Consider the following 19,142-nt stretch of genomic DNA (forward strand, 5'->3'; position numbering starts at 1 on the left):
ATTCTAACTCTCTGATAAAAAAGCTACTAGTAAATTAGAGCTGGAACTTTAAAGAGTGATTTCGGTGAGGTTGTCTTGTTATTTTAACCGCAATAAAAAGATGATGAATATGGTAAATATATTACCAACAGCAGTCATGATATTATCAAAATAATCTATAGGGTAATCCCATAGAAAAAATTGAATATATTCCCATAAGGTCAAACCTAAAAATGAAAATAAGAAAGCAAATAAATGCCTTCTTATTAGTGAGTTTTCACTTCTAAAAAGACCTTTGAAATATATAAATCCTAGCACATAAAAAATTGCACCTGCAAAAAAGTTTGGCAATGTTTCTTGCAAAAAATCTAAAGTTTCAGAAAGGTGAGGGGGTTGAGGTCTAATATAAGACTTAATCAATATAATCCCTAAAAAAGACAAAATTGCCCAATATATTAGTATTTTAAGTTTAGGTTTTTCTTTTCGTTCTTTAGCTACTTCGTATTTAATGTTTTGAAAATTCATGTTTTAGAAATATATGTTATCTTTTATGTACTATTGTTAGCAATAATTATAATCAGCTCATATAAAGCAATAGAAGAAAAAAATACAGGTAGCTATGATTATTTTTAATAATGAATTTGGTGTTTTCATTTTATCGAATAATTAGTTCCTGGTCCTGTTCCAAATTTCTCGATTAAGTTTTGTTTTATCAATTCAGGCAGAATTCTTTTCACTGTCGGGTTCGGAATTCCAAGTCTTTTGGCTATATCTCCGGATTTGCAACCTGCATTATTCTCAATGAACGTTAAAATTGATTTTTCACGTGGTGATAATTTTGTTTTAATACCCACATTTTCAAGTTTTGACATTAATTGTGTTTGAATGCTTACAAGTGCGTTTTAAAAGAATTGAACCCATTCTGTCACATTTTCATTGGGTCTCTGTGCCTGGCAACTTCTTAAAACTCGATAATATTCCCTCTTTTTGTGCTCTATTTCGTGTTCTAAACTGACATATTGAATCCATTTATATTCATTTTTTAGAAGAAGTAGAGTGTAAAGCAATCTGCTCAACCTTCCGTTACCATCTTGGAATGGATGAATACTAACAAATTTTTAGGCAAACAATGCACATTTCACTAAAGGGTGGGTTTCTTTGTCATTTACATACCAATTCATTAATTGGCTCATGGCATCTTGTGTTGGAAATCCCGCTTCTGTTGTTTGAAATATTCTCTGTCTTGTGCCATCGGGTAATTTTTCTTCCACAGCGTTACAGTGTTGCTTATAATCTCCTTTGTGCCAGTCATCTTTTTGACTGTATTTTAATAAAATATTGTGTAAATTCTTTAAGCTATTTTCAGTAATTGGTATGTCCTCAAATGAATCAGAAATTAAATCTAATACTTCAAAATATCCAACTACTTCTTGTGAGTCTCGGTCATCTATTTTTTTAATATCAATCTCTTCAAGCAATACTTCAACTTCCTTATTAGACATTTTTGAGCCTTCAATCCTTGTTGAAGCACCCACACTACGAACAGTTGCAATTGTTTTCAGTTGCTTTAGACTCTGCTTTTCCTTTTTTTCGATTGAAGTCCAAGAGGCATCAAATCTATCAATTTGACTTATCAATCGAATTATGTCCCAATCAATATGTAGGCTAAATGTATGTACCTTATTTACCATAAAAAAAAATACAAATAAAAAATCGATATGATACGATATGATGCGTTTTTATTCGATAAATATTTGATAGAAAGTGATACGATATGAGCTCTTATTATACGATAATGAGCTGATCGCTAAATTTCAACTGTTTTATTCAATTCTATTATTTCTTGTCTATCTGAATTCATTGAAGGAACTCAAGAGGATTACTAAAACTCTTACCTGGCAAGAAGAGTTTAGGGCTTTACTAAAGTTTCATTAGTAAAGCAATAGACGAAAAAATACAGATTCCAAGAATGAGTTTTTCAAATAAATGTTGAGGTATTCTTTGGTTCAGTCTTTTGCCTACATAAGAGCCTACAAATAATAACGGAATAGAAATGGCAGATAGTTTGAGGGTTTGCCACGTTAGTAGTTCTGCAAAGTAATAACCGGTAAGGGCTACTGTAGCGGTAGTAATACTAAACCATGCAAAAATTTCTCGAAACTGCTTGTTGCTCACGTTTACTTGATTTAAAAATAATGCCAAAGGGGGGCCACTTACAGAGATACATCCTGTCAAAAAGCCACAAATAGCACCTGCTGTTTTATAAATACCGATATTATAGAAACGAATGCGTTTATTTTTTATCAATGAGAAAATAGACATTATAATGAAAAAGATGGCTATAACGGCTGTTAGAGCTTTGTCAGGGATGTAATTAAGTGTGGCTACTCCGAGTATAGTGAAAATAGCTCCGTAGATAATAAGACTTTGTCCTTTTTTGTCAATGAGTTTGTATTCTTTCTTTTGCAACACGATAAGTATGGAGGCAAAGAGATTGCAAAACATCAATACAGGAATAAGTTCTTTGGCAGGAAACCAAAACATAAGCAATGGAAGAGACACCAAAGCAAACCCGAATCCTGTAACACCTTTTACAAATGCCGCAATCAGGACGATAATCACGATAGCGAGATATTCCATAGCTAATTAAGAATAAGTGATTCCGGGAAATGAATCCAATGACTATATCGCCTGCCTAATTCTGAGACAGCGGTCTCCCAGAGTTTTTCACTCTCGGTATTCATAATAGTATCAGTAGAAAGCATGGAAACAACCCATGAATTTTCTGCAAGTTCATCTTCTAATTGCCCCAAACTCCAGCCTGAAGCTCCTGTAAAAAATCGCACCTGATGAGAGTTAATTTCACCATTTTCGAGTAATTCTTGCAAAGTGTTCAGATCACCGCCCCAAAAAAGATCATTGCTTAAAGGATAACTCTGTGGAATTTTATTTCCTAAAGTGTGAATATAAAATAAATGATCTTTATGAACAGGACCGCCTAGGTAAATGGGACTGTGGCAAGTCGGAAGCAAATCCACAGCTTCACTTACGTTGAGAATCAGAGGCTTGTTGAGCACTAAGCCCATACTGCCATTGTGGTTGTGTTCAGTCAAAAGAATGACAGAGCGAGTGAAGAATTTGCCCTGCAATAGCGGTTCAGCAATCAGAACTCTGCCGATTGCAGGTGCTATTTTATTACGCTTTGGAGTGAATAAAAACTCGAATTTTTGATTTTGATTCTCCATAAAAGAAACCTCTTTTATTTTCCCAGAACGTATTTGTAATTCTTTTCAAACACCCCTTTAGAAATCTTTTTCAGTTTATTGTTGAGCATGCGACGGCGCAGTGGAGCACAACGCTCAGGAAATAAAACTCCTTCTATATGGTCATATTCATGTTGAATAATTCTGGCAGCATAACCTTTGAAGGTGTCAGTGTGTTCCTCCCAATTCTCATCACGGTAAGTAATGGTAATCTCATCTTCTCTAACTACAGGTGCAGTTAATCCAGGAATACTAAGGCACCCCTCATCCATAGACCACTCCTCTCCAGTTCGGTCAGTGATTTGAGCATTTATAAATACTTTCTTAAATCCTCCCAACTCTGGTTCTTCTTCAGCGAAAGGAGAAGCATCAACTACAAATAAACGAATAGGTTTGCCGACTTGAGGAGCTGCTAATCCAACGCCGTTGGCATGATACATAGTTTCAAACATATTCTTGATAAGGGAATCCAACTCAGGATAATCTTGAGTTATAGGGTCACACATTTTTCGTAAAACCGGATGTCCATATATATATATTGGTAATATCATAATATTTTATTTCTTAGATTTTCCATATAGCTTTGTAAAATAATTGTAGCACTTATTTTGTCCACAAGCGCTTTGTTTTGTCGCTTCATTTTTCCAATCCCGGAATCTATCATGGTTTGGAAAGCCATCTTTGAAGTAAAGCGTTCATCATATTGGACAATATGCAAATCAGGAAATTTCTTTGTTAATTGTTTGATAAACGGGTTGATGTATCGCAGAGATTCTGAAGCTGTATTCTGTAACGTCTTCGGATAACCAATAACTACGGTGTCAACTTTTTCTTTTTTTAAATAATCTTCTAAAAAAGCGATTAGTTCAGCACTTTTTACCGTGCATAGCCCATTGGCAATAAGTTTTAAATTGTCCGTTACAGCTATTCCTGAACGCTTGCGTCCATAATCTATTGCGAGTATTCTTCCCATAATTCTATATGTGGCAAAGGTAGCGATAATAGCGTAAAAAGAAAATCCTCTATCAATTGTTGATAAAGGATTTTTTTGAAGTTTATTTAACGGAAATGGTTATCCTTGAAAATGAAAATGACTTCCAAAGCGCTCAAATGCTGCTTTGTCTAATTCTTCTTGGTGGTCAGGATGTGCAACGCTAATAATTAATTTAGCACGATCTTGTAAAGTTCTTCCATATAAGTTTACAGCACCAAATTCAGTGACAAACCAGTGCATATTAGCTCTAGTAGTTACCACGCCTGATCCTGTCAATAGCACGGGAGATATTTTAGAGACGCCTTTATTAGTCACAGAAGGCATAGCAATAATTGGTTTTCCTCCTTTAGATTGACCTGCACCTCTAATAAAATCTATTTGACCACCGACACCTGAGTAAAACTTCGTTCCAATAGAGTCGGCGGCTACTTGTCCGGTAAGGTCGATAGCCAAAGCAGAATTGATAGCCGTAAGTTTATCATTTAAGCAAACAACATCTACGCTGTTCGTATGTTTTACGTCCATCATAGCTACCATTGGGTTATCATCGATAAAATCATACAATTTTTGTGAACCCATTAAAAATGATGCCACCATTTTACCTTTGTCTATCTGTTTGCGTTTACCATTCACCACACCTTTTTCAACCAAAGGTAAGATACCGTCTGCAAACATTTCAGTATGTACTCCAAGATCTTTATGGTTTCCTAATTGTGCCAATACCGCATTAGGAATACCTCCGATTCCCATTTGTAAGCAAGCTCCATCTTCGATCAGTTCTGCTACATTTTTACCAATCGTAATATCCGTATCAGTTAGCGGTGCCATGTCATGTGTGAATAGCGGACTGTCATCTTCAACAAAAATATCAATATCTCTAGCAGGAATCATAGCATCTCCCCAGGCGCGTGGAACGTTTGGGTTCACTGCCGCGATAACAGTATCAGCACTCTCGATAGCTGCTAAAGTAGCATCTACAGAGGTTCCTAAAGAAACAAAGCCATGCTTATCAGGAGGTGAAACCATAATCATTGCAACATCAACTTTTAAATATCCTTCTCGGATCAGTTTTTGAGTTTCACTAAGAAAAACGGGAATGTAGTCTGCATAGCCGGCTTGAGTTTGTTTACGCAAGTTAGCACCCACGAAAAATTGTTCCGATACAAAAATGCCTTCAAACTCAGGGTTTGCGAACTCTACTGTTTTTTCAATGTGAATGTGCTGTACTTTTACATTTTTGAATTCTTTACGTCTTCCGCGTTCCTCCATCGCTTTTATAAGGATGTGAGGTGTAACAGCAACACTACTTAGGTGTACTCTATCTCCTGTTTTGATAACCTTTACGGCATCACTAGCGCTTGTGAATTTCATATTTATATAGATTTATTAAGCTAATGTTATACTTTTATATTCCCTACAAAAATAGTTGCAATAGTTTATGTAGATGTATAAAACAGATTGTTTTACAACACCTAAAAATAGGAGTCCTATATGTTAAGAAACAAGATAAAATTTTTTGCATTCTTTTTATTTTCAAAAATAATCGTATATTTGCACTCGCAAAATAAGATTGCTCCGTTCGTCTAGGGGTTAGGACGCCAGATTTTCATTCTGGTAACACGGGTTCGATTCCCGTACGGAGTACTAGATAGTTTTTGAGTGTTTAAAATTGCTCCGTTCGTCTAGGGGTTAGGACGCCAGATTTTCATTCTGGTAACACGGGTTCGATTCCCGTACGGAGTACTAAATTAGAGAATTGAATTAGAGAATTGATAAGAAATTATGGCAAATCATTTATCATCAAAGAAGCGCATTAGACAATCTGAAAAGAGAAGAGTGCACAATAGATATTATTCAAGAACAACACGTAATGCTGTAAAAGCACTTCGTGAGTTGTCTGATAAGAAGGAGGCTGAAACTATGCTACCTACTGTGGCAGCTATGCTTGACAAGTTAGCAAAAAAGAATATTATTCATAAGAGTAAAGCAGCTAACTTAAAATCTAAATTGGCAAAGCACGTTAACCATTTGGAGGCTTAATTTTAGGCTGACAAGTAGTTTTCAACTATATCTTACAGAAGAGTGTTCCTTTATCGGAACGCTCTTTTCTTGTTTCAATAAATCAAGCGAAATAGTTGTAATATAAAGTGAGTGATTTTAAGCATCAGCCCCTAGGCTGAACTTCTCAGGATGTTTTGCTGTAATGTCTCGGTATGTTGATTTTATATATCGTACGTCTTTTTCAATATTTCCTGTTGGGTAGAAAAGCTCACCCAATGATAATTCTTTTTTCTTATAATCTATACGTCCTAAATAAATGGGAACTTTAGCTTTTGCAGCGATGTAGTAGAAACCTCTAGGCCATTTCTCTCGGCGACTTCGTGTCCCTTCTGGAGTAATGCAGAGATAAAAACGTTCATTATCATCAAATTCTCTTACGACGCGTTTTATCATTTCAGCCGGTTCTGTCCGGTCGATAGGTAGCACGTTAAGAGCTCTAAAGATCAAATTCAAAGGGAAAAAGAATAGTTCTTTTTTCAAAAAAATATAGGTATCAATATGGTAGGCGAGAAAAGACAATTTGCCCCATACAAAATCCCAATTTGAGGTATGTGGAACTGACAGTATTACTGCCTTTTTTACTTCTGGCATTTTTTTATCGAACTTCCAGCCGTTGAGCTTCAGAAACAGTTTTGCAATCCACGCAGTCATACTTTTATATCTTTTATGTGTAGTTGAATTTCTTTTCTTCCAGAGTAATTGTTCTCTTGTAACGTGTAACAAATATCGAAAGGATTTCCTTTGCTTATTGTTTCATACAAATCTCCCATAGAAAATGCGATTCCATTTTTAATATGAGAAAAATTGTCATAATCAGCTAGCGTAAGGCGAAGGTGTTTTTTGCCTTTTCCTACCCTGCGAGACATTCCATAATCCACTACGTTTTTAGTCACAAAAACGGGTGACATATTATCCGGACCAAAGGGTTCAAATTGCTTAAGAATTTTATAAAATTGGGTAGTGATTTTTGACAAACTCAAGTCTGCATCAATATATACCTTAGGTACCAATTCTTTCTGAGCTAAAGTTTCACTTACTATTTGCTCAAAACGTTCCGTGAATTCCTGAAGCTTACCCTTTTTTAATGTAAGTCCGGCTGCATACTTATGACCTCCAAAATTATCCAATAAATCTTCACATTGGGCGATAGCATCATAGAGATCGAAACCTTCGATCGAACGAGCAGATCCTGAGATTTTGTTATTCTCTTCTGTGAGGATTATTGTGGGTTTGTAAAATTTTTCCACGATACGTGAAGCAACTATACCAACTATCCCTTTACTCCAGCTGGGGTTGTAAAGCACCAACCCTTTTTTTGCTTTATTTTCTGATGCCTGAGTGATTGCTTGCTCTGTTATCGTTTGATCTAAATCTTTACGTTGATTATTGAGTTTTTGTATATCTTCAGCAATAGCATCTGCAAGAGTGCTGTCTTGGGTTATCAGTAGTTCCACTGAGGCATCAGCGGTTTTCATTCTTCCTGAAGCATTGATTCTAGGACCAATTTTAAAAACCACGTCACTTAGTGTTACATTTCCCTTTATTCCACCTAATTCTTTCAGTTTTTGCAATCCTAAGCAGGGGTTTTCTTTTAATTGCTTCAATCCATAATATGCCAAGACTCTATTTTCGTCGGTTACAGATACAATGTCTGAGGCGATACTCACTGCAACAAGATCTAGCATAGTGAAAAGACGATCTTGTGGTATGTTTTGACTCTGACAAAAAGCTTGAAGGAACTTGAATCCCACACCGCAACCAGAAAGATGCTTAAAAGGATAGTTGCAATCTGTGCGTAGTGGGTCTAAAATAGCTACAGCTTCGGGCAGTTGCTCATCAGGCGTGTGGTGGTCACATATGATGAAGTCAACATTCAATTGTTTGGCTAACTGCATCCGCTCGACTGCTTTTATGCCACAATCAATCGCAATTACTAAGGAGTAGTCGTTTTCGGCAGCATAATTCACGCCATTTATTGAAATTCCATAACCCTCATTATACCTATCTGGAACATAAAAACCTAAATTATTGCTATAGTCAGATAAAAAGTTATAAAGTAATGCAACGGAAGTTGTGCCATCTACATCATAATCACCATAGATAAGAATTTTTTCATTGTTTATAAGCGCTTTTTGTAAACGTTCTATAGCCTTATCCATATCTTTCATTAAAAATGGATCATGTAGTTCATCAAGACTGGGACGGAAAAATCGTTTTGCCTTATCAAAATCATCAATGCCTCTGTCAACTAGGATTCTACACAATACTTCGTCTATCCCCAATAATTTTTGGAGTTCTTCAACTTTATCAACCTTAGTGCATTTATTTAAAATCCAAGTTTTATTCATATTGCAATTGCATTTTAAATTGAGATGCTATGTGACTGAGTAGTTTTTGTTTTACTAGCTTAATATCAATATCTTTACCTAGTTCTTGAGCTAATGATGTAACACCTTTATCTTTAAATCCACAAGGGTTAATATAATCAAAATATTTCAAATCTGTGTTTATATTGAATGCAAAGCCGTGCATGGTAATATGTCTGCTTACTTTCACACCCATCGCACAAATTTTCCTTTCCATTGGGGTGCCAACATCCAACCACACTCCTGTAGCATCGTTCAATCTTTCTGCTTTGATATCATAATTTTGCAATGTTTGTATGATGCTTTCTTCCAATCTGTGTATGTATTCCTTCACACCGAATTTCCAAATCGCTAAGTTGATAATAGGATAACCAACTATTTGACCTGGTCCATGGTACGTGATATCTCCGCCTCTGTCAACCTTATAGAAAGTTGCATCCTTAGCAGAAAGTTGGATATGATTCATTAACAGATTGTGCTCATCACCGCTTTTCCCTAAAGTATAAACATGTGGGTGCTCACAAAAAACAAGATAATTGCATGCTTTATCTTGTCTCTTTGCTTGGAGTACTTTATCGTAATACTGCTGTTGTTTTTTCCAACCTTCTTCGTAAGGGATTAGTCCCCAGTCTCTAAAGTGCACGTTTGGCATAGCTCAACTTTTTTTTGTTTACGTGTCTTTCTGCATGATAAGAAGAACGTACCAACGGACCGCTTTCTACAATTGGAATTCCTAAGGATTGACCTATTTCTTTGTACTCGTCGAACTGTTCAGGAGTCACGTACTCAGATACGGGCAAGTGCTTTATTGTTGGCTGTAGGTATTGACCAATAGTCAGCACTTCTACGTGAGCATCAACCAAGTCTTTCATCGTTTCAATGACTTCATCTCTTGTTTCGCCTAAGCCAAGCATAATCCCTGATTTGGCAACACATTCAGATTGAGAAATATGACGAAGCACCTTAAGACTAGTGTCATATTGAGCACGACTGCGTACCTGTCTCGTCAATCGACGAACAGTCTCCATGTTGTGCGATATGATTTCTGGTTTCTCTGCAATAACAACATCAACCAATTCCGTTCTCCCGTCAAAGTCTGGAATCAATACTTCTAATGTTGTATGAGGATTTGTTCGTTTAATTTCTTTGATAGTATCTGCCCAGAACGAGGCACCACCATCTTTTAAATCATCTCTGTCCACCGAAGTGACAACGGCATGTTTTAATTGCATCAACTGAATGGAACGTGCTAGTCTTTTTGCTTCTTTAGCATCAGGCGGTAAGGGCCTCCCGGTAGGGACGTTACAAAATTTACAAGCTCTGGTACAAATATTACCTAATATCATAAAGGTAGCTGTTCCATTTCCCCAGCATTCACCGGCATTTGGGCATTTCCCGCTGGAGCAAATTGTATGAAGCTTATGTTTGGTAACAATCTTATTTATATGTGCATAATCATCTCCTTTGGGGAGTTGTATTTTAAGCCAATCAGGCTTTTTGCGTGTGTTCATTTTTATTTTGTTATTTATCATAATTCAAAAGCACTTTTATAAGTTTTGTGTAAATGAATTATGCTTTAATTTCAGTTCGTAAAGATACAAAAAATAGCGAATATCTCCATTTTTTAAACAAATGCACAAGTGCGTGTTTGTGTATTTATAACTTTTCCTACGGCTCTTTCTTATTTTAAAGTTTTATTTCTTTTATAGTTTTTACTTACATTTGTGTAAATTTTTTAATGAATGAAGTATCAACAGCTTACAGAACAAGAGATTCTCAAATTAGAAAGCCAAGGTTGCTCAGCTGAAAATTGGGGAGATGTTCTAATTACCTCAAAGACTGCGTTAAACAATATACGTCATGTCCATTTCTCAGGGAAAAATAAAATAGGAGAAATCTCTGGAGAAAATCGCTCCTATGGTAATGTGATTAGACCCAACGGTATTTCCTATGCTCATTTGCATAATTGTAAAATAGGCGACAGACCATTTATAAAAAATATAAAAAATTATATCGCTAATTATGTAGTCGGAGATGATGTTGTTATTGAGAATATCGATATCATGGCTACAGAGGGTGAAAGCTGTTTTGGGAATGGTGTAATTGTAGAATGCATAAATGAAGGTGGCGGGCGAGCATTTCCTATATTTGATTATTTGAGCGCACAGATGGCGTATATCTTAAGTATGTATCGACATCGTACACAAATGATTGAGTATTTAACGTCTATGATTAGTGCACATGCACATTCAATAAAATCAGACCAAGGAACTGTGGGTGATCATGTGGTAATATGTAATGTACGTAAGCTTAAAAATGTTTGTATCGGAGAATATGCTCGTATTGATGGAGCTTCTAGCTTAGAGAATGGCAGTATTAATTCCTATAAGGAAGCACCAATATATATCGGGAATGAAGTGATGGCTAAAGATTTTATTATTTCTAGTGATTCTTTAGTTGATAATGCCACACTTATTTCAAAATGTTTCGTGGGACAGGGTTGTGTGTTAGACAAGCATTATTCAGCCGAAAATTCTGTATTTTTTGCTAATTCTCAAGGGTTTAATGGAGAGGCATCTGCTATATTTGCAGGACCATTTACAGTTACCCATCATAAATCAACTCTATTGATTGCAGGAATGTTCTCATTTATGAATGCAGGCAGTGGTTCCAACCAAAGCAACCATATGTATAAATTAGGTCCTATCCATCAGGGTATCTTAGAAAGAGGAGCTAAAACTACAAGTAACTCTTACCTCTTGTGGCCTGCAAAGGTAGGTGCTTTTACTTTGGTCATGGGGCGTCATTATCACAATACCGATTCGTCTGATTTACCATTTTCTTATCTCATAGAAAATAATGATGAAAGTGTATTAGCCCCTGGGGTCAATCTACGAAGTGTTGGAACTGTACGTGATGCACAGAAATGGCCAAAAAGAGATCGACGTCATGAAAATTATCGCAATGATTGTATTAACTTTAACCTGTTAAGCCCTTTTACCATAAATAAGATGTACGAGGGCTTGCAAATCCTTAAAGAACTAGAAAGAGTATCTGGTCACAACGTAGATGAATATACTTATCAAGGTTTAAAAATAAGGCGACCTGCTTTATTGAGAGGAATGGAACTTTACCGAGTTGGGATTTATAAATTTCTAGGGAACTCTTTAATTAGCAGAATATATCAAAAAGAGATCAATTCCACCAAAGATTTACAAAAGGTATTAAAACCTGATGAACCTTTAGGAAAAGGTAAGTGGGTTGATGTAGGCGGATTAATTTGTCCTTTGGAAGTACTAGACCAACTATTGGATGATATAGAAAATGATAAGATACCATGTTTGAACAGTCTACAAGAATATTTTGCAAATATCCATTCAAAATATTATGAAATGGAATGGACTTGGGTTGCAGATTTATTTGAAAAACTAGAAGGAAGAAAGGTTGAAAGTCTGACTCCCGAAGACTTTATAAAATTAGTAGAGTATTGGAAAGAATCAGTTGTGGGATTGGATAAGACGTTGTACGATGACGCTAAAAAAGAGTTTTCTTTGTCCACTCAAGTTGGCTTTGGTGTGGATGGTGACGAGGAAGAGCGTCGTTTAGATTTTGAAAGTGTACGCGGAGATTTTGATACTAATAGCAATGTACAAGAGATATTAGAGCATATCAAAAGAAAGACACACTTAGGTAATAGAGTGATAGATCAAATGAAAGAATTGATAGAAAAAGAAAGTAAATAAAAAATATGTGTGGGATTGTAGGATATATTGGTAATCGCAAAGCGTACCCAATTTTAATTGAAGGTTTACGCAGGTTGGAATACCGAGGATACGACAGTGCGGGTATAGCTTTACTTGCTGATAATGAGCTTGAAGTTTATAAACAGGTAGGGAAAGTTGCTGATTTAGAAGTGGTTGTTCCTGATACTGAGCATCGTCAAACACTCGGTGTGGCTCATACACGCTGGGCAACTCATGGTGAAGCGACTACAGACAATGCACATCCTCATTATTCATTTTCAAAAGATATAGCAGTAGTTCATAATGGTATTATCGAAAATTATATGATGATTAAGCGTCGTCTGCTTGATGCTGGATATAAGTTCAGAAGCGAGACAGATACGGAAGTTATTGTAAACCTCATCGAAAGTGAACGCAAACAAGGCAAGGTTTCTTTAGAATTGGCAGTGAATAAAGCTCTCCAACAAGTGCATGGTGCTTATGCTTTAGCAGTATTGTCTAAATCTGAGCCTGAAAAGATGATTGTGGCACGCAAAGGCAGTCCGTTAGCTATTGGATTAGGAGTAGAGAACAAGGAATTTTTCGTGGCGTCTGATGCGATACCAATTGTTGAATACACTCAAGATTTAATTTACCTCAATGATAATGAAGTAGCTGTTTTAGAAAGAGGTAAAAAGGTTGAAGTTAAAGATATTTATGGGAAAGTTAAAAATTATAAGATAAAGCATATTGACTTGGATATGAATATGGTTACTAAAGGAGAATATGAACATTTTATGCTTAAGGAAATCTTTGAACAACCGAATACAATAGCCAATACTATATTCAGTCACTTGAGCGATAATGATGATAGAATTTATTTTGAAGGCTTAGAGGAGTTGAAAAAGCAACTAAGTAAAGCAAGGAGAATAATTATAGTTGCATGCGGAACTTCTTGGCACTCTGGACTTATTGGAGAATATTTAATAGAGGAACTGGCGAGAGTTCCGGTAGAAGTTGAATATGCCTCAGAATTTCGTTACCGTAATCCGATAGTTAGAGAAGATGACATTGTTTTAGCCATTTCTCAATCAGGAGAAACTGCAGATACTTTGGCAGCATTGCGTTATTCTAAAGAGCAAGGTGCAACTACGTTTGCAGTGTGCAATGTGTATGGATCATCTATGGCAAGAGAATGTGATTTTACAGCGTATACCTATGCGGGCGTAGAAATTGGTGTTGCTTCAACTAAGGCTTTCACTGCACAAGTGGCTGTTTTAACAATGCTTGCAATCGCAATGGGTGTGGAGAATAACATTTTAGATGATAATCGTGCTGTTGCACTCATAACCGAACTGCGTCATATTCCAGAATTAGTTGAAAAAACGCTACAAACCGATAAAGCTATTGAAAAGATTGCTAAAGAGTTTCTAGATGTCAATAGTTTCTTATATCTCGGTAGAGGAATCAATTTTCCTATTGCCCTGGAGGGAGCCTTGAAGTTAAAAGAGATATCCTACATTCACGCTGAGGGTTATCCTGCAGCAGAAATGAAACATGGACCTATAGCTATGATTGATGAGTCTTTGCCAACCTTGATTGTAGGTACTAATGAAGCCTTTTATGAAAAAATAGTTTCTAATGCCCAAGAGGTTAAGGCAAGAAAAGGAACAATTGTCGCTGTCGTAAACGAGGGTGATACCGAATTAGCAGCAATGGCTGATTATGTATTGACAGTACCGAAAGTTGATGAGTTGTTACAGCCGATATTGGTTGCCATTCCACTACATTTATTTTCTTATCATATAGCTGTAATGAAGGGGTGTAATGTTGATCAGCCAAGAAATTTAGCTAAGTCAGTTACTGTAGAATAGAGTTCTTAAATTGGCTGTATAAATAGCAAACCTACATAGACAATGTAGAAGCTAAGCAATAGGAAACCTTCAAACCTATTGATATATGCTTTAGAGAGTGGAATGATAGTCAAAAAAAGCAAGACTGAGATTCCTATCATAAAGAAAATATCAAAATTAAGAATACTGTCATTCACATTGATTGGTGTGACGATACTCGTTATCCCTAAAACACTAAGAATGTTGAAAATGTTAGAACCTAAAATATTTCCCACAGAAATATCCATTTGCTTTTTGAAAGCAGCGATTATAGAAGTTGCTAACTCGGGTACAGAAGTTCCAAATGCTAAAACCGTCAAACCAATAACTCTTTCACTTACTCCAAAAGACAGTGCAATACTTTGAGCAGAAGAAACCAGTAGTTCTGCACCATAATACAAACCAAAAGTGGCTATCAAAACATATAATATTGCTCTCCAAATAGGGAGGGAGGCTTGTTCTATAATTTCATGAATGTTCTTTTTCTTTTTGGCTCTTAGGATTAGGAATGTAATATAGCCTACCAAAAGCACGACAAAAATAAACCCATCCCAGAGTGAGAGTTTTAAGTCTAAAGCCAGTATCCAGAGCAACAGTGAAACTCCCATCATAAAAGGATAGTTAATCTTAGAAGATTCTGGAGATATAGGCATAGGAAGAATTAAGGTAGTGATGCCTAAAATCAATCCTATATTTGCAATATTTGAACCAATAACATTTCCGACACTCAAGTCAGGACTTCCGTTTAGCGCAGCACCTAAGCTTACAAAGAGTTCTGGCGCTGAAGTTCCAATCGAGACAATTGTAAGTCCGACAACGAGCTTTGGTATTCTGAGATGATTTGCAATTTGAACGCCTCCCTTTACAAGTAAATTTCCAGAAAAAACAAGGATTGTGAGTCCTATAATGAGAAATAAGTAGTTCATTAAGATTCTTTTTCAGTTTTGTTAAGTTCGTCAGTGATGTTTTTACTCTCTTTTTCTACGGCATTTGCTTGGTTCTTAAACTCTTCCCTTAATTCGCTAGTTGTTCGTTTTATTTCACCCCAGCCTTTACCTAAGGTACGTGCAATCTCCGGCAATTGCTTAGAGCCAAAAAGCAAGAGCGCCACAAGAAAGATGAGTAGAATTTCAAAACCTCCGATGCCAAATAAAAGTATCATTGTTATTGAATAAGTACTTACTAGTTAAAGTGCCAAAGATAAGTGATAATATTTAAACATATAAAATGAAAAACTAGACTTTAAATTTCATTTAAATAGTCAGATGCTATAATTTGTTTGTTTTTATGGTTATATTACGGTAATAACCAGATAACTTTTAGTACTTTTGACAATTAATTTAGAATTTTAAGGATTATCATGGAGCAATATGATATTATTGTTATTGGAGCAGGAATTGTAGGTTTAGCAACAGCACTTCGTTTAAAAGAAAAGAATGAAGACTTAAACGTTCTGATTATTGAGAAAGAGAATGAAGTAGCCACTCACCAAACGGGGCATAACAGTGGTGTTATCCATTCCGGCATTTACTACAAGCCAGGAAGTTTAAAGGCAAAGAATTGTAAAGAAGGATACTCCCAGTTGATTGATTTTTGTGAAACTCATTCAATTCCTTATGAGCTTTGTGGGAAAGTGATTGTAGCATCGGATGCTAGTGAAATTCCATCTTTAGAAAATATTTATAACAGAGGTTTAGAAAACGGACTAGAAGGACTTAAAGTTATTGATAGCGAAGAATTAAGTGAAATAGAACCTCACTGTAGCGGAGTAAAAGCCATTTTGGTACCACAAACAGGCATAATTGACTACAAAGTTGTTTGCGAAAAGTATCTAGAGCTTATTAAAGCTAAAGGAGGAAGTATTAAGTTTTCCGAAAAAGTTAATGGGGCTAAGGACGAAACTGACGGAACGGTAGTCATTACGAATAAAGGGAGCTATAAAGCGAGAATATTAGTAAATTGTGCAGGACTTTATTCTGATAAGGTTGCAGAGATGGCAATGGGGAAATTAGGAATCAAAATATTGCCTTTCCGTGGAGAATATTATCATATCATACCCAATAAAAAACATTTGGTGAAGAATCTAATCTATCCGGTGCCTAATCCAAAGTTTCCATTTCTGGGCGTGCATTTTACTCGTATGATTGATGGTGGAGTTGAGGCAGGACCCAATGCCGTATTAGCTTATGCAAGAGAAGGCTATGACAATAAGACAATTAATTTTGAAGAATTTTTTGAAACATTAGGTTTCTCTGGGTTTCAAAAGGTGGCTAGGAAATATTGGAAAATGGGTGCATATGAGCTTTATCGTTCCTATTCTAAGCAGGCTTTCACTGAGGCATTGCAAAAATTAATTCCTGAAATTCAAAAAAAGGATTTGATAAAGGGAAATGCAGGAGTGCGTGCGCAAGCTTGTGATAAAGACGGCAATCTTATTGATGATTTTCTTATCTTTGAAGATACCCATACAGTAAATGTGTGTAATGCGCCATCACCTGCCGCAACATCATCATTGAGTATTGGAAAGACGATTGCAGAAAGGGTTTTAGATAAATTTTAAAAATAACAATGGTCGAAGAACAACATCAAATAAGAGAAGAAGATGAGATTGATTTAATAGCTTTAGTACAAACTTTTTGGGCAGGTCGTAGAACAATATTTAAGTTTGTTTTAATTTTTGGCTTAATAGGATTGTTTATTGCTATTTTTTCACCGAAAGAATATACAGCGAGTACTGTGATGGTTCCCTCTTCCTCAAGTAAAGGAGCTGGAGGAAATCTGGGAGGTTTAGCGGCTATGGCCGGTTTTGACTTAAATGTAGGAGGTTCTACTGAACTTATCCCCCCTTCTCTTTACCCTAAAATTATTCAAAGCATTCCATTTAAAAAAGAATTGATTAAAACACCTCTTAAGGTTTCTGATGTTGAAGAGCAAATAACTTTTTCAAAATACTATACGGAGATTCATAGTCCAGGAGCATTAGGTTGGCTTAAAAAATATACCATAGGTTTGCCAGGAGTGATAATCAATGGTATTAGAGGTGACAATAATTCAGCAGTTATAGAGCAAGATAGTGCAGGATTAATTTACTTGTCTCAAGAAGAACAATCATTGCACAAAATCTTGAAAAATGCCGTAACTATAGAGGTCAATGATAAAGAAGGATTCGTCAAGTTAGAAGCCAGAATGCCTGAGGCTGTTCCTGCCGCACAATTAGCAACAAGAGCACAACAGTTATTACAAAACTATATTATAGATTTTAAAAGTAAGAAAGCTATAGATGAGTTGAATTTTATTGAAAAAAGATATGAAGACAAGGAGAAAGAGTTTAGGAAAGCTGCATTAAACCTTGCTCGTTTTCAGGATCAAAATAAAAATGTTATTTCTGCACAGGCAGCCACAACAGAAAAAAGATTGCAATCAGACTATAACTTAGCGTATGGAGTTTATTCTGAGTTAGCCAAGCAAATAGAGCAACAAAAAATAAAGGTGAAGGAAAATACTCCTGTATTTACGATTATAGAACCAGTAAGTGTGCCTGTTGAAAAATCTAAGCCAAGAAAATTGTTAATATTAGCGATATGGTTGTTTCTAGGGATTGTTGTTGGCATAGGTCTAGTGGTTGGGAAAAGCTTTTATTCGAAACTAGAGAAGAGATGAAAGTTAATCAATTTGATAGAAAAGAATTATGAATAAGAATATAACAATTGTAGGCGTAGGTTATGTTGGATTATCAAATGGTCTGTTGTTAGCACAGCATAATAATGTTATTGCATTGGATGTTGATGGTAGTAGAGTCAAAAGGTTAAATCAACGAGTTTCTCCTATTGCTCACGATACAGAAATACAAGAGTATATTAAAAAGCCAGAGTTAAACTTTGTGGCTACATTAGATAAAGAAAAAGCTTATAAGAATGCAGATTTTGTGATTATTTCGACACCAACAGATTATGATATTAAAACAAATTATTTTAATACGAGTTCGGTGGAGTCTGTAATAAAAGATATTAAGGACTATAATCCTAACTGCGTTATGGTTATAAAATCTACAGTTCCTGTAGGTTTTACTCAAAAAATAAAGAAAAAATTAGGAATTGATAATGTTGTTTTTTCTCCTGAATTTTTGCGTGAAGGTAAAGCGTTGTATGATAATTTATACCCTTCTAGAATTATTGTTGGGGAGCAAAGTGACCGGGCGAAAGAATTTGCTAATTTACTTGTGGAAGGTGCAATAAAAGAAAACATTGATGTATTATTGACTGATTCCACAGAAGCAGAAGCTATAAAACTATTTTCAAATACATACTTGGCAATGCGAGTGGCATACTTTAACGAATTGGATTCATATGCAATGAATTTTGGGTTAAATACGAAACAAATCATTGAGGGGGTTTGCTTAGACCCCAGAATAGGTAATTATTATAATAATCCTTCTTTTGGGTACGGGGGATATTGTTTACCTAAAGATACTAAACAATTAAGAGCGAATTTTGAAAGTGTACCTAATAATTTAATTAATGCAATTGTAGATGCAAATAGAACGAGAAAGGATGTGATTGCTAATGATATTTTAGATAAAAAGCCTATTACAGTTGGTGTTTATCGTTTGGTGATGAAATCAGGTTCAGATAATTTTCGTTCATCTTCTATTCAAGGTATTATGAAGCGAATCAAAGCAAAAGGGATAGAAGTTGTTGTCTATGAACCAGAGCTAAAAGATGAAAGTTTTTTTAATTCAAAAAATATACGAAATGTAGAAGACTTTAAGCAATTGTGTGATGTTATTATTACCAATCGTAATACAGATGAGTTAGCCGATGTACAAGAGAAAATTTACACAAGAGATGTGTTTGGAGACAATTAGT

At 35.6% G+C, this 19,142-nt stretch carries 20 protein-coding genes, 2 tRNA genes and 1 pseudogene; 8 read left to right on the forward strand and 15 right to left on the reverse strand.

Translation table 11 applies throughout. From position 1 onward, the window contains the following. Positions 1–78: 78 nt before the first annotated feature. From C7377_RS05170 to C7377_RS05200, 9 genes and pseudogenes are all read right to left on the reverse strand, one after another. Positions 79–504, reverse strand: a complete 426-nt coding sequence (locus C7377_RS05170) for a hypothetical protein (protein WP_116496286.1) — start codon at positions 502–504, stop codon at positions 79–81. Between the two features lie 125 nt (positions 505–629). Further along, positions 630–851, reverse strand: coding sequence for a helix-turn-helix transcriptional regulator (locus C7377_RS09540; protein WP_207778429.1), 222 nt, complete (start codon positions 849–851; stop codon positions 630–632). Positions 852–881: 30 nt separating this feature from the next. Continuing rightward, positions 882–1,088, reverse strand: a pseudogene (locus tag C7377_RS09840) (Fic family protein); the annotation flags it as partial. 9 nt (positions 1,089–1,097) lie between these two features. Next, complete coding sequence (locus C7377_RS09550) at positions 1,098–1,670, reverse strand: Fic family protein (RefSeq protein WP_207778430.1); 573 nt, start codon at positions 1,668–1,670, stop codon at positions 1,098–1,100. A 229-nt stretch (positions 1,671–1,899) separates the two neighbouring features. Further along, positions 1,900–2,619 carry a sulfite exporter TauE/SafE family protein gene (locus C7377_RS05180; protein WP_116496287.1) on the reverse strand — a complete coding sequence of 240 codons (720 nt, stop codon included), beginning with the start codon at positions 2,617–2,619 and terminating at the stop codon, positions 1,900–1,902. Positions 2,620–2,621: 2 nt separating this feature from the next. Beyond that, entirely contained in the window at positions 2,622–3,224 is a 603-nt protein-coding gene (locus C7377_RS05185; RefSeq protein ID WP_116496288.1) for a YqgE/AlgH family protein, read from the reverse strand. Between the two features lie 14 nt (positions 3,225–3,238). Continuing rightward, on the reverse strand, positions 3,239–3,793 hold the full coding sequence (gene def / locus C7377_RS05190; RefSeq protein ID WP_116496289.1) for a peptide deformylase: 555 nt from the start codon (positions 3,791–3,793) through the stop codon (positions 3,239–3,241). Further along, positions 3,790–4,215, reverse strand: a complete 426-nt coding sequence (gene ruvX, locus C7377_RS05195; RefSeq protein WP_116496290.1) for a Holliday junction resolvase RuvX — start codon at positions 4,213–4,215, stop codon at positions 3,790–3,792. The genes def and ruvX overlap by 4 nt, the downstream gene beginning before the upstream one ends. 99 nt (positions 4,216–4,314) lie before the next feature. Beyond that, complete coding sequence (locus tag C7377_RS05200; RefSeq protein ID WP_116496291.1) at positions 4,315–5,607, reverse strand: acetyl-CoA hydrolase/transferase family protein; 1,293 nt, start codon at positions 5,605–5,607, stop codon at positions 4,315–4,317. Positions 5,608–5,808: 201 nt separating this feature from the next. Here C7377_RS05200 and C7377_RS05205 point away from each other — a divergent pair. The 3 genes from C7377_RS05205 (at position 5,809) to rpsT (ending at position 6,276) form a co-directional block, all read left to right on the forward strand. Continuing rightward, positions 5,809–5,880, forward strand: a tRNA-Glu gene (locus C7377_RS05205). A 27-nt stretch (positions 5,881–5,907) separates the two neighbouring features. Further along, positions 5,908–5,979, forward strand: a tRNA-Glu gene (locus C7377_RS05210). 39 nt (positions 5,980–6,018) lie between these two features. Beyond that, complete coding sequence (gene rpsT, locus C7377_RS05215; protein WP_116496292.1) at positions 6,019–6,276, forward strand: 30S ribosomal protein S20; 258 nt, start codon at positions 6,019–6,021, stop codon at positions 6,274–6,276. 117 nt (positions 6,277–6,393) lie between these two features. Here rpsT and C7377_RS05220 read toward each other — a convergent pair whose 3' ends face one another. The 4 genes from C7377_RS05220 to lipA are packed head-to-tail and all read right to left on the reverse strand — an operon-like array spanning position 6,394 to position 10,174. Further along, positions 6,394–6,948: a 1-acyl-sn-glycerol-3-phosphate acyltransferase gene (locus tag C7377_RS05220; protein ID WP_116496635.1), complete on the reverse strand. Its 555-nt coding sequence runs from the start codon at positions 6,946–6,948 to the stop codon at positions 6,394–6,396. Next, the gene (gene recJ, locus C7377_RS05225; protein WP_116496293.1) at positions 6,945–8,645 is read right to left on the reverse strand and encodes a single-stranded-DNA-specific exonuclease RecJ; all 1,701 of its coding nucleotides are present in this window, start codon (positions 8,643–8,645) and stop codon (positions 6,945–6,947) included. The genes C7377_RS05220 and recJ overlap by 4 nt, the downstream gene beginning before the upstream one ends. Then, positions 8,638–9,315, reverse strand: a complete 678-nt coding sequence (gene lipB, locus C7377_RS05230; RefSeq protein ID WP_116496294.1) for a lipoyl(octanoyl) transferase LipB — start codon at positions 9,313–9,315, stop codon at positions 8,638–8,640. The genes recJ and lipB overlap by 8 nt, the downstream gene beginning before the upstream one ends. Then, positions 9,296–10,174 (reverse strand): lipoyl synthase, encoded by an 879-nt coding sequence (gene lipA / locus C7377_RS05235; protein ID WP_116496295.1) that lies wholly within the window; start codon positions 10,172–10,174, stop codon positions 9,296–9,298. Before lipA ends, lipB begins: the two co-directional genes overlap by 20 nt. Before the next feature lie 231 nt (positions 10,175–10,405). Between lipA and C7377_RS05240 the strand changes: the two genes are divergently transcribed. Together C7377_RS05240 and glmS are read left to right on the forward strand one after the other, a co-directional pair. Continuing rightward, positions 10,406–12,406, forward strand: coding sequence for a DUF4954 family protein (locus tag C7377_RS05240; protein ID WP_116496296.1), 2,001 nt, complete (start codon positions 10,406–10,408; stop codon positions 12,404–12,406). Positions 12,407–12,411: 5 nt separating this feature from the next. After that, a complete protein-coding gene (glmS, locus tag C7377_RS05245; RefSeq protein ID WP_116496297.1) occupies positions 12,412–14,259 on the forward strand; it encodes a glutamine--fructose-6-phosphate transaminase (isomerizing) in 1,848 nt (615 codons plus the stop codon). A gap of 5 nt (positions 14,260–14,264) precedes the next feature. On the opposite strand, the gene C7377_RS05250 is transcribed toward glmS, so the two are convergent. Both C7377_RS05250 and C7377_RS05255 read right to left on the reverse strand, forming a co-directional pair. Beyond that, the gene (locus C7377_RS05250; protein WP_116496298.1) at positions 14,265–15,203 is read right to left on the reverse strand and encodes a calcium/sodium antiporter; all 939 of its coding nucleotides are present in this window, start codon (positions 15,201–15,203) and stop codon (positions 14,265–14,267) included. Next, complete coding sequence (locus C7377_RS05255) at positions 15,203–15,439, reverse strand: Sec-independent protein translocase subunit TatA/TatB (protein ID WP_116496299.1); 237 nt, start codon at positions 15,437–15,439, stop codon at positions 15,203–15,205. The genes C7377_RS05250 and C7377_RS05255 overlap by 1 nt, the downstream gene beginning before the upstream one ends. A gap of 198 nt (positions 15,440–15,637) precedes the next feature. On the opposite strand from C7377_RS05255, the gene lhgO reads away from it, so the two are divergent. From lhgO to C7377_RS05270, 3 genes are read left to right on the forward strand one after another with little or no spacing between them, the layout of a single operon-like run. After that, entirely contained in the window at positions 15,638–16,837 is a 1,200-nt protein-coding gene (lhgO, locus tag C7377_RS05260; protein ID WP_116496300.1) for an L-2-hydroxyglutarate oxidase, read from the forward strand. Between the two features lie 8 nt (positions 16,838–16,845). Next, the gene (locus tag C7377_RS05265; RefSeq protein WP_116496301.1) at positions 16,846–17,937 is read left to right on the forward strand and encodes a Wzz/FepE/Etk N-terminal domain-containing protein; all 1,092 of its coding nucleotides are present in this window, start codon (positions 16,846–16,848) and stop codon (positions 17,935–17,937) included. 28 nt (positions 17,938–17,965) lie between these two features. Continuing rightward, positions 17,966–19,141, forward strand: a complete 1,176-nt coding sequence (locus C7377_RS05270; protein WP_116496302.1) for a nucleotide sugar dehydrogenase — start codon at positions 17,966–17,968, stop codon at positions 19,139–19,141. Position 19,142 lies beyond the last annotated feature (1 nt).

It is taken from the genome of Balneicella halophila, assembly GCF_003096835.1.
Lineage (GTDB): Bacteria > Bacteroidota > Bacteroidia > Bacteroidales > Balneicellaceae > Balneicella > Balneicella halophila.

Excerpts from the sequence above, each read along its gene's own strand:
- C7377_RS05170 (WP_116496286.1), bottom strand. The coding sequence starts at position 504 with ATGAATTTTCAAAACATTAAATACGAAGTAGCTAAAGAACGAAAAGAA.
- C7377_RS09540 (WP_207778429.1), bottom strand. The coding sequence starts at position 851 with ATGTCAAAACTTGAAAATGTGGGTATTAAAACAAAATTATCACCACGT.
- C7377_RS09550 (WP_207778430.1), bottom strand. The coding sequence starts at position 1,670 with ATGGTAAATAAGGTACATACATTTAGCCTACATATTGATTGGGACATA.
- C7377_RS05180 (WP_116496287.1), bottom strand. The coding sequence starts at position 2,619 with ATGGAATATCTCGCTATCGTGATTATCGTCCTGATTGCGGCATTTGTA.
- C7377_RS05185 (WP_116496288.1), bottom strand. The coding sequence starts at position 3,224 with ATGGAGAATCAAAATCAAAAATTCGAGTTTTTATTCACTCCAAAGCGT.
- def (WP_116496289.1), bottom strand. The coding sequence starts at position 3,793 with ATGATATTACCAATATATATATATGGACATCCGGTTTTACGAAAAATG.
- ruvX (WP_116496290.1), bottom strand. The coding sequence starts at position 4,215 with ATGGGAAGAATACTCGCAATAGATTATGGACGCAAGCGTTCAGGAATA.
- C7377_RS05200 (WP_116496291.1), bottom strand. The coding sequence starts at position 5,607 with ATGAAATTCACAAGCGCTAGTGATGCCGTAAAGGTTATCAAAACAGGA.
- rpsT (WP_116496292.1), top strand. The coding sequence starts at position 6,019 with ATGGCAAATCATTTATCATCAAAGAAGCGCATTAGACAATCTGAAAAG.
- C7377_RS05220 (WP_116496635.1), bottom strand. The coding sequence starts at position 6,948 with ATGACTGCGTGGATTGCAAAACTGTTTCTGAAGCTCAACGGCTGGAAG.
- recJ (WP_116496293.1), bottom strand. The coding sequence starts at position 8,645 with ATGAATAAAACTTGGATTTTAAATAAATGCACTAAGGTTGATAAAGTT.
- lipB (WP_116496294.1), bottom strand. The coding sequence starts at position 9,315 with ATGCCAAACGTGCACTTTAGAGACTGGGGACTAATCCCTTACGAAGAA.
- lipA (WP_116496295.1), bottom strand. The coding sequence starts at position 10,174 with ATGAACACACGCAAAAAGCCTGATTGGCTTAAAATACAACTCCCCAAA.
- C7377_RS05240 (WP_116496296.1), top strand. The coding sequence starts at position 10,406 with ATGAAGTATCAACAGCTTACAGAACAAGAGATTCTCAAATTAGAAAGC.
- glmS (WP_116496297.1), top strand. The coding sequence starts at position 12,412 with ATGTGTGGGATTGTAGGATATATTGGTAATCGCAAAGCGTACCCAATT.
- C7377_RS05250 (WP_116496298.1), bottom strand. The coding sequence starts at position 15,203 with ATGAACTACTTATTTCTCATTATAGGACTCACAATCCTTGTTTTTTCT.
- C7377_RS05255 (WP_116496299.1), bottom strand. The coding sequence starts at position 15,439 with ATGATACTTTTATTTGGCATCGGAGGTTTTGAAATTCTACTCATCTTT.
- lhgO (WP_116496300.1), top strand. The coding sequence starts at position 15,638 with ATGGAGCAATATGATATTATTGTTATTGGAGCAGGAATTGTAGGTTTA.
- C7377_RS05265 (WP_116496301.1), top strand. The coding sequence starts at position 16,846 with ATGGTCGAAGAACAACATCAAATAAGAGAAGAAGATGAGATTGATTTA.
- C7377_RS05270 (WP_116496302.1), top strand. The coding sequence starts at position 17,966 with ATGAATAAGAATATAACAATTGTAGGCGTAGGTTATGTTGGATTATCA.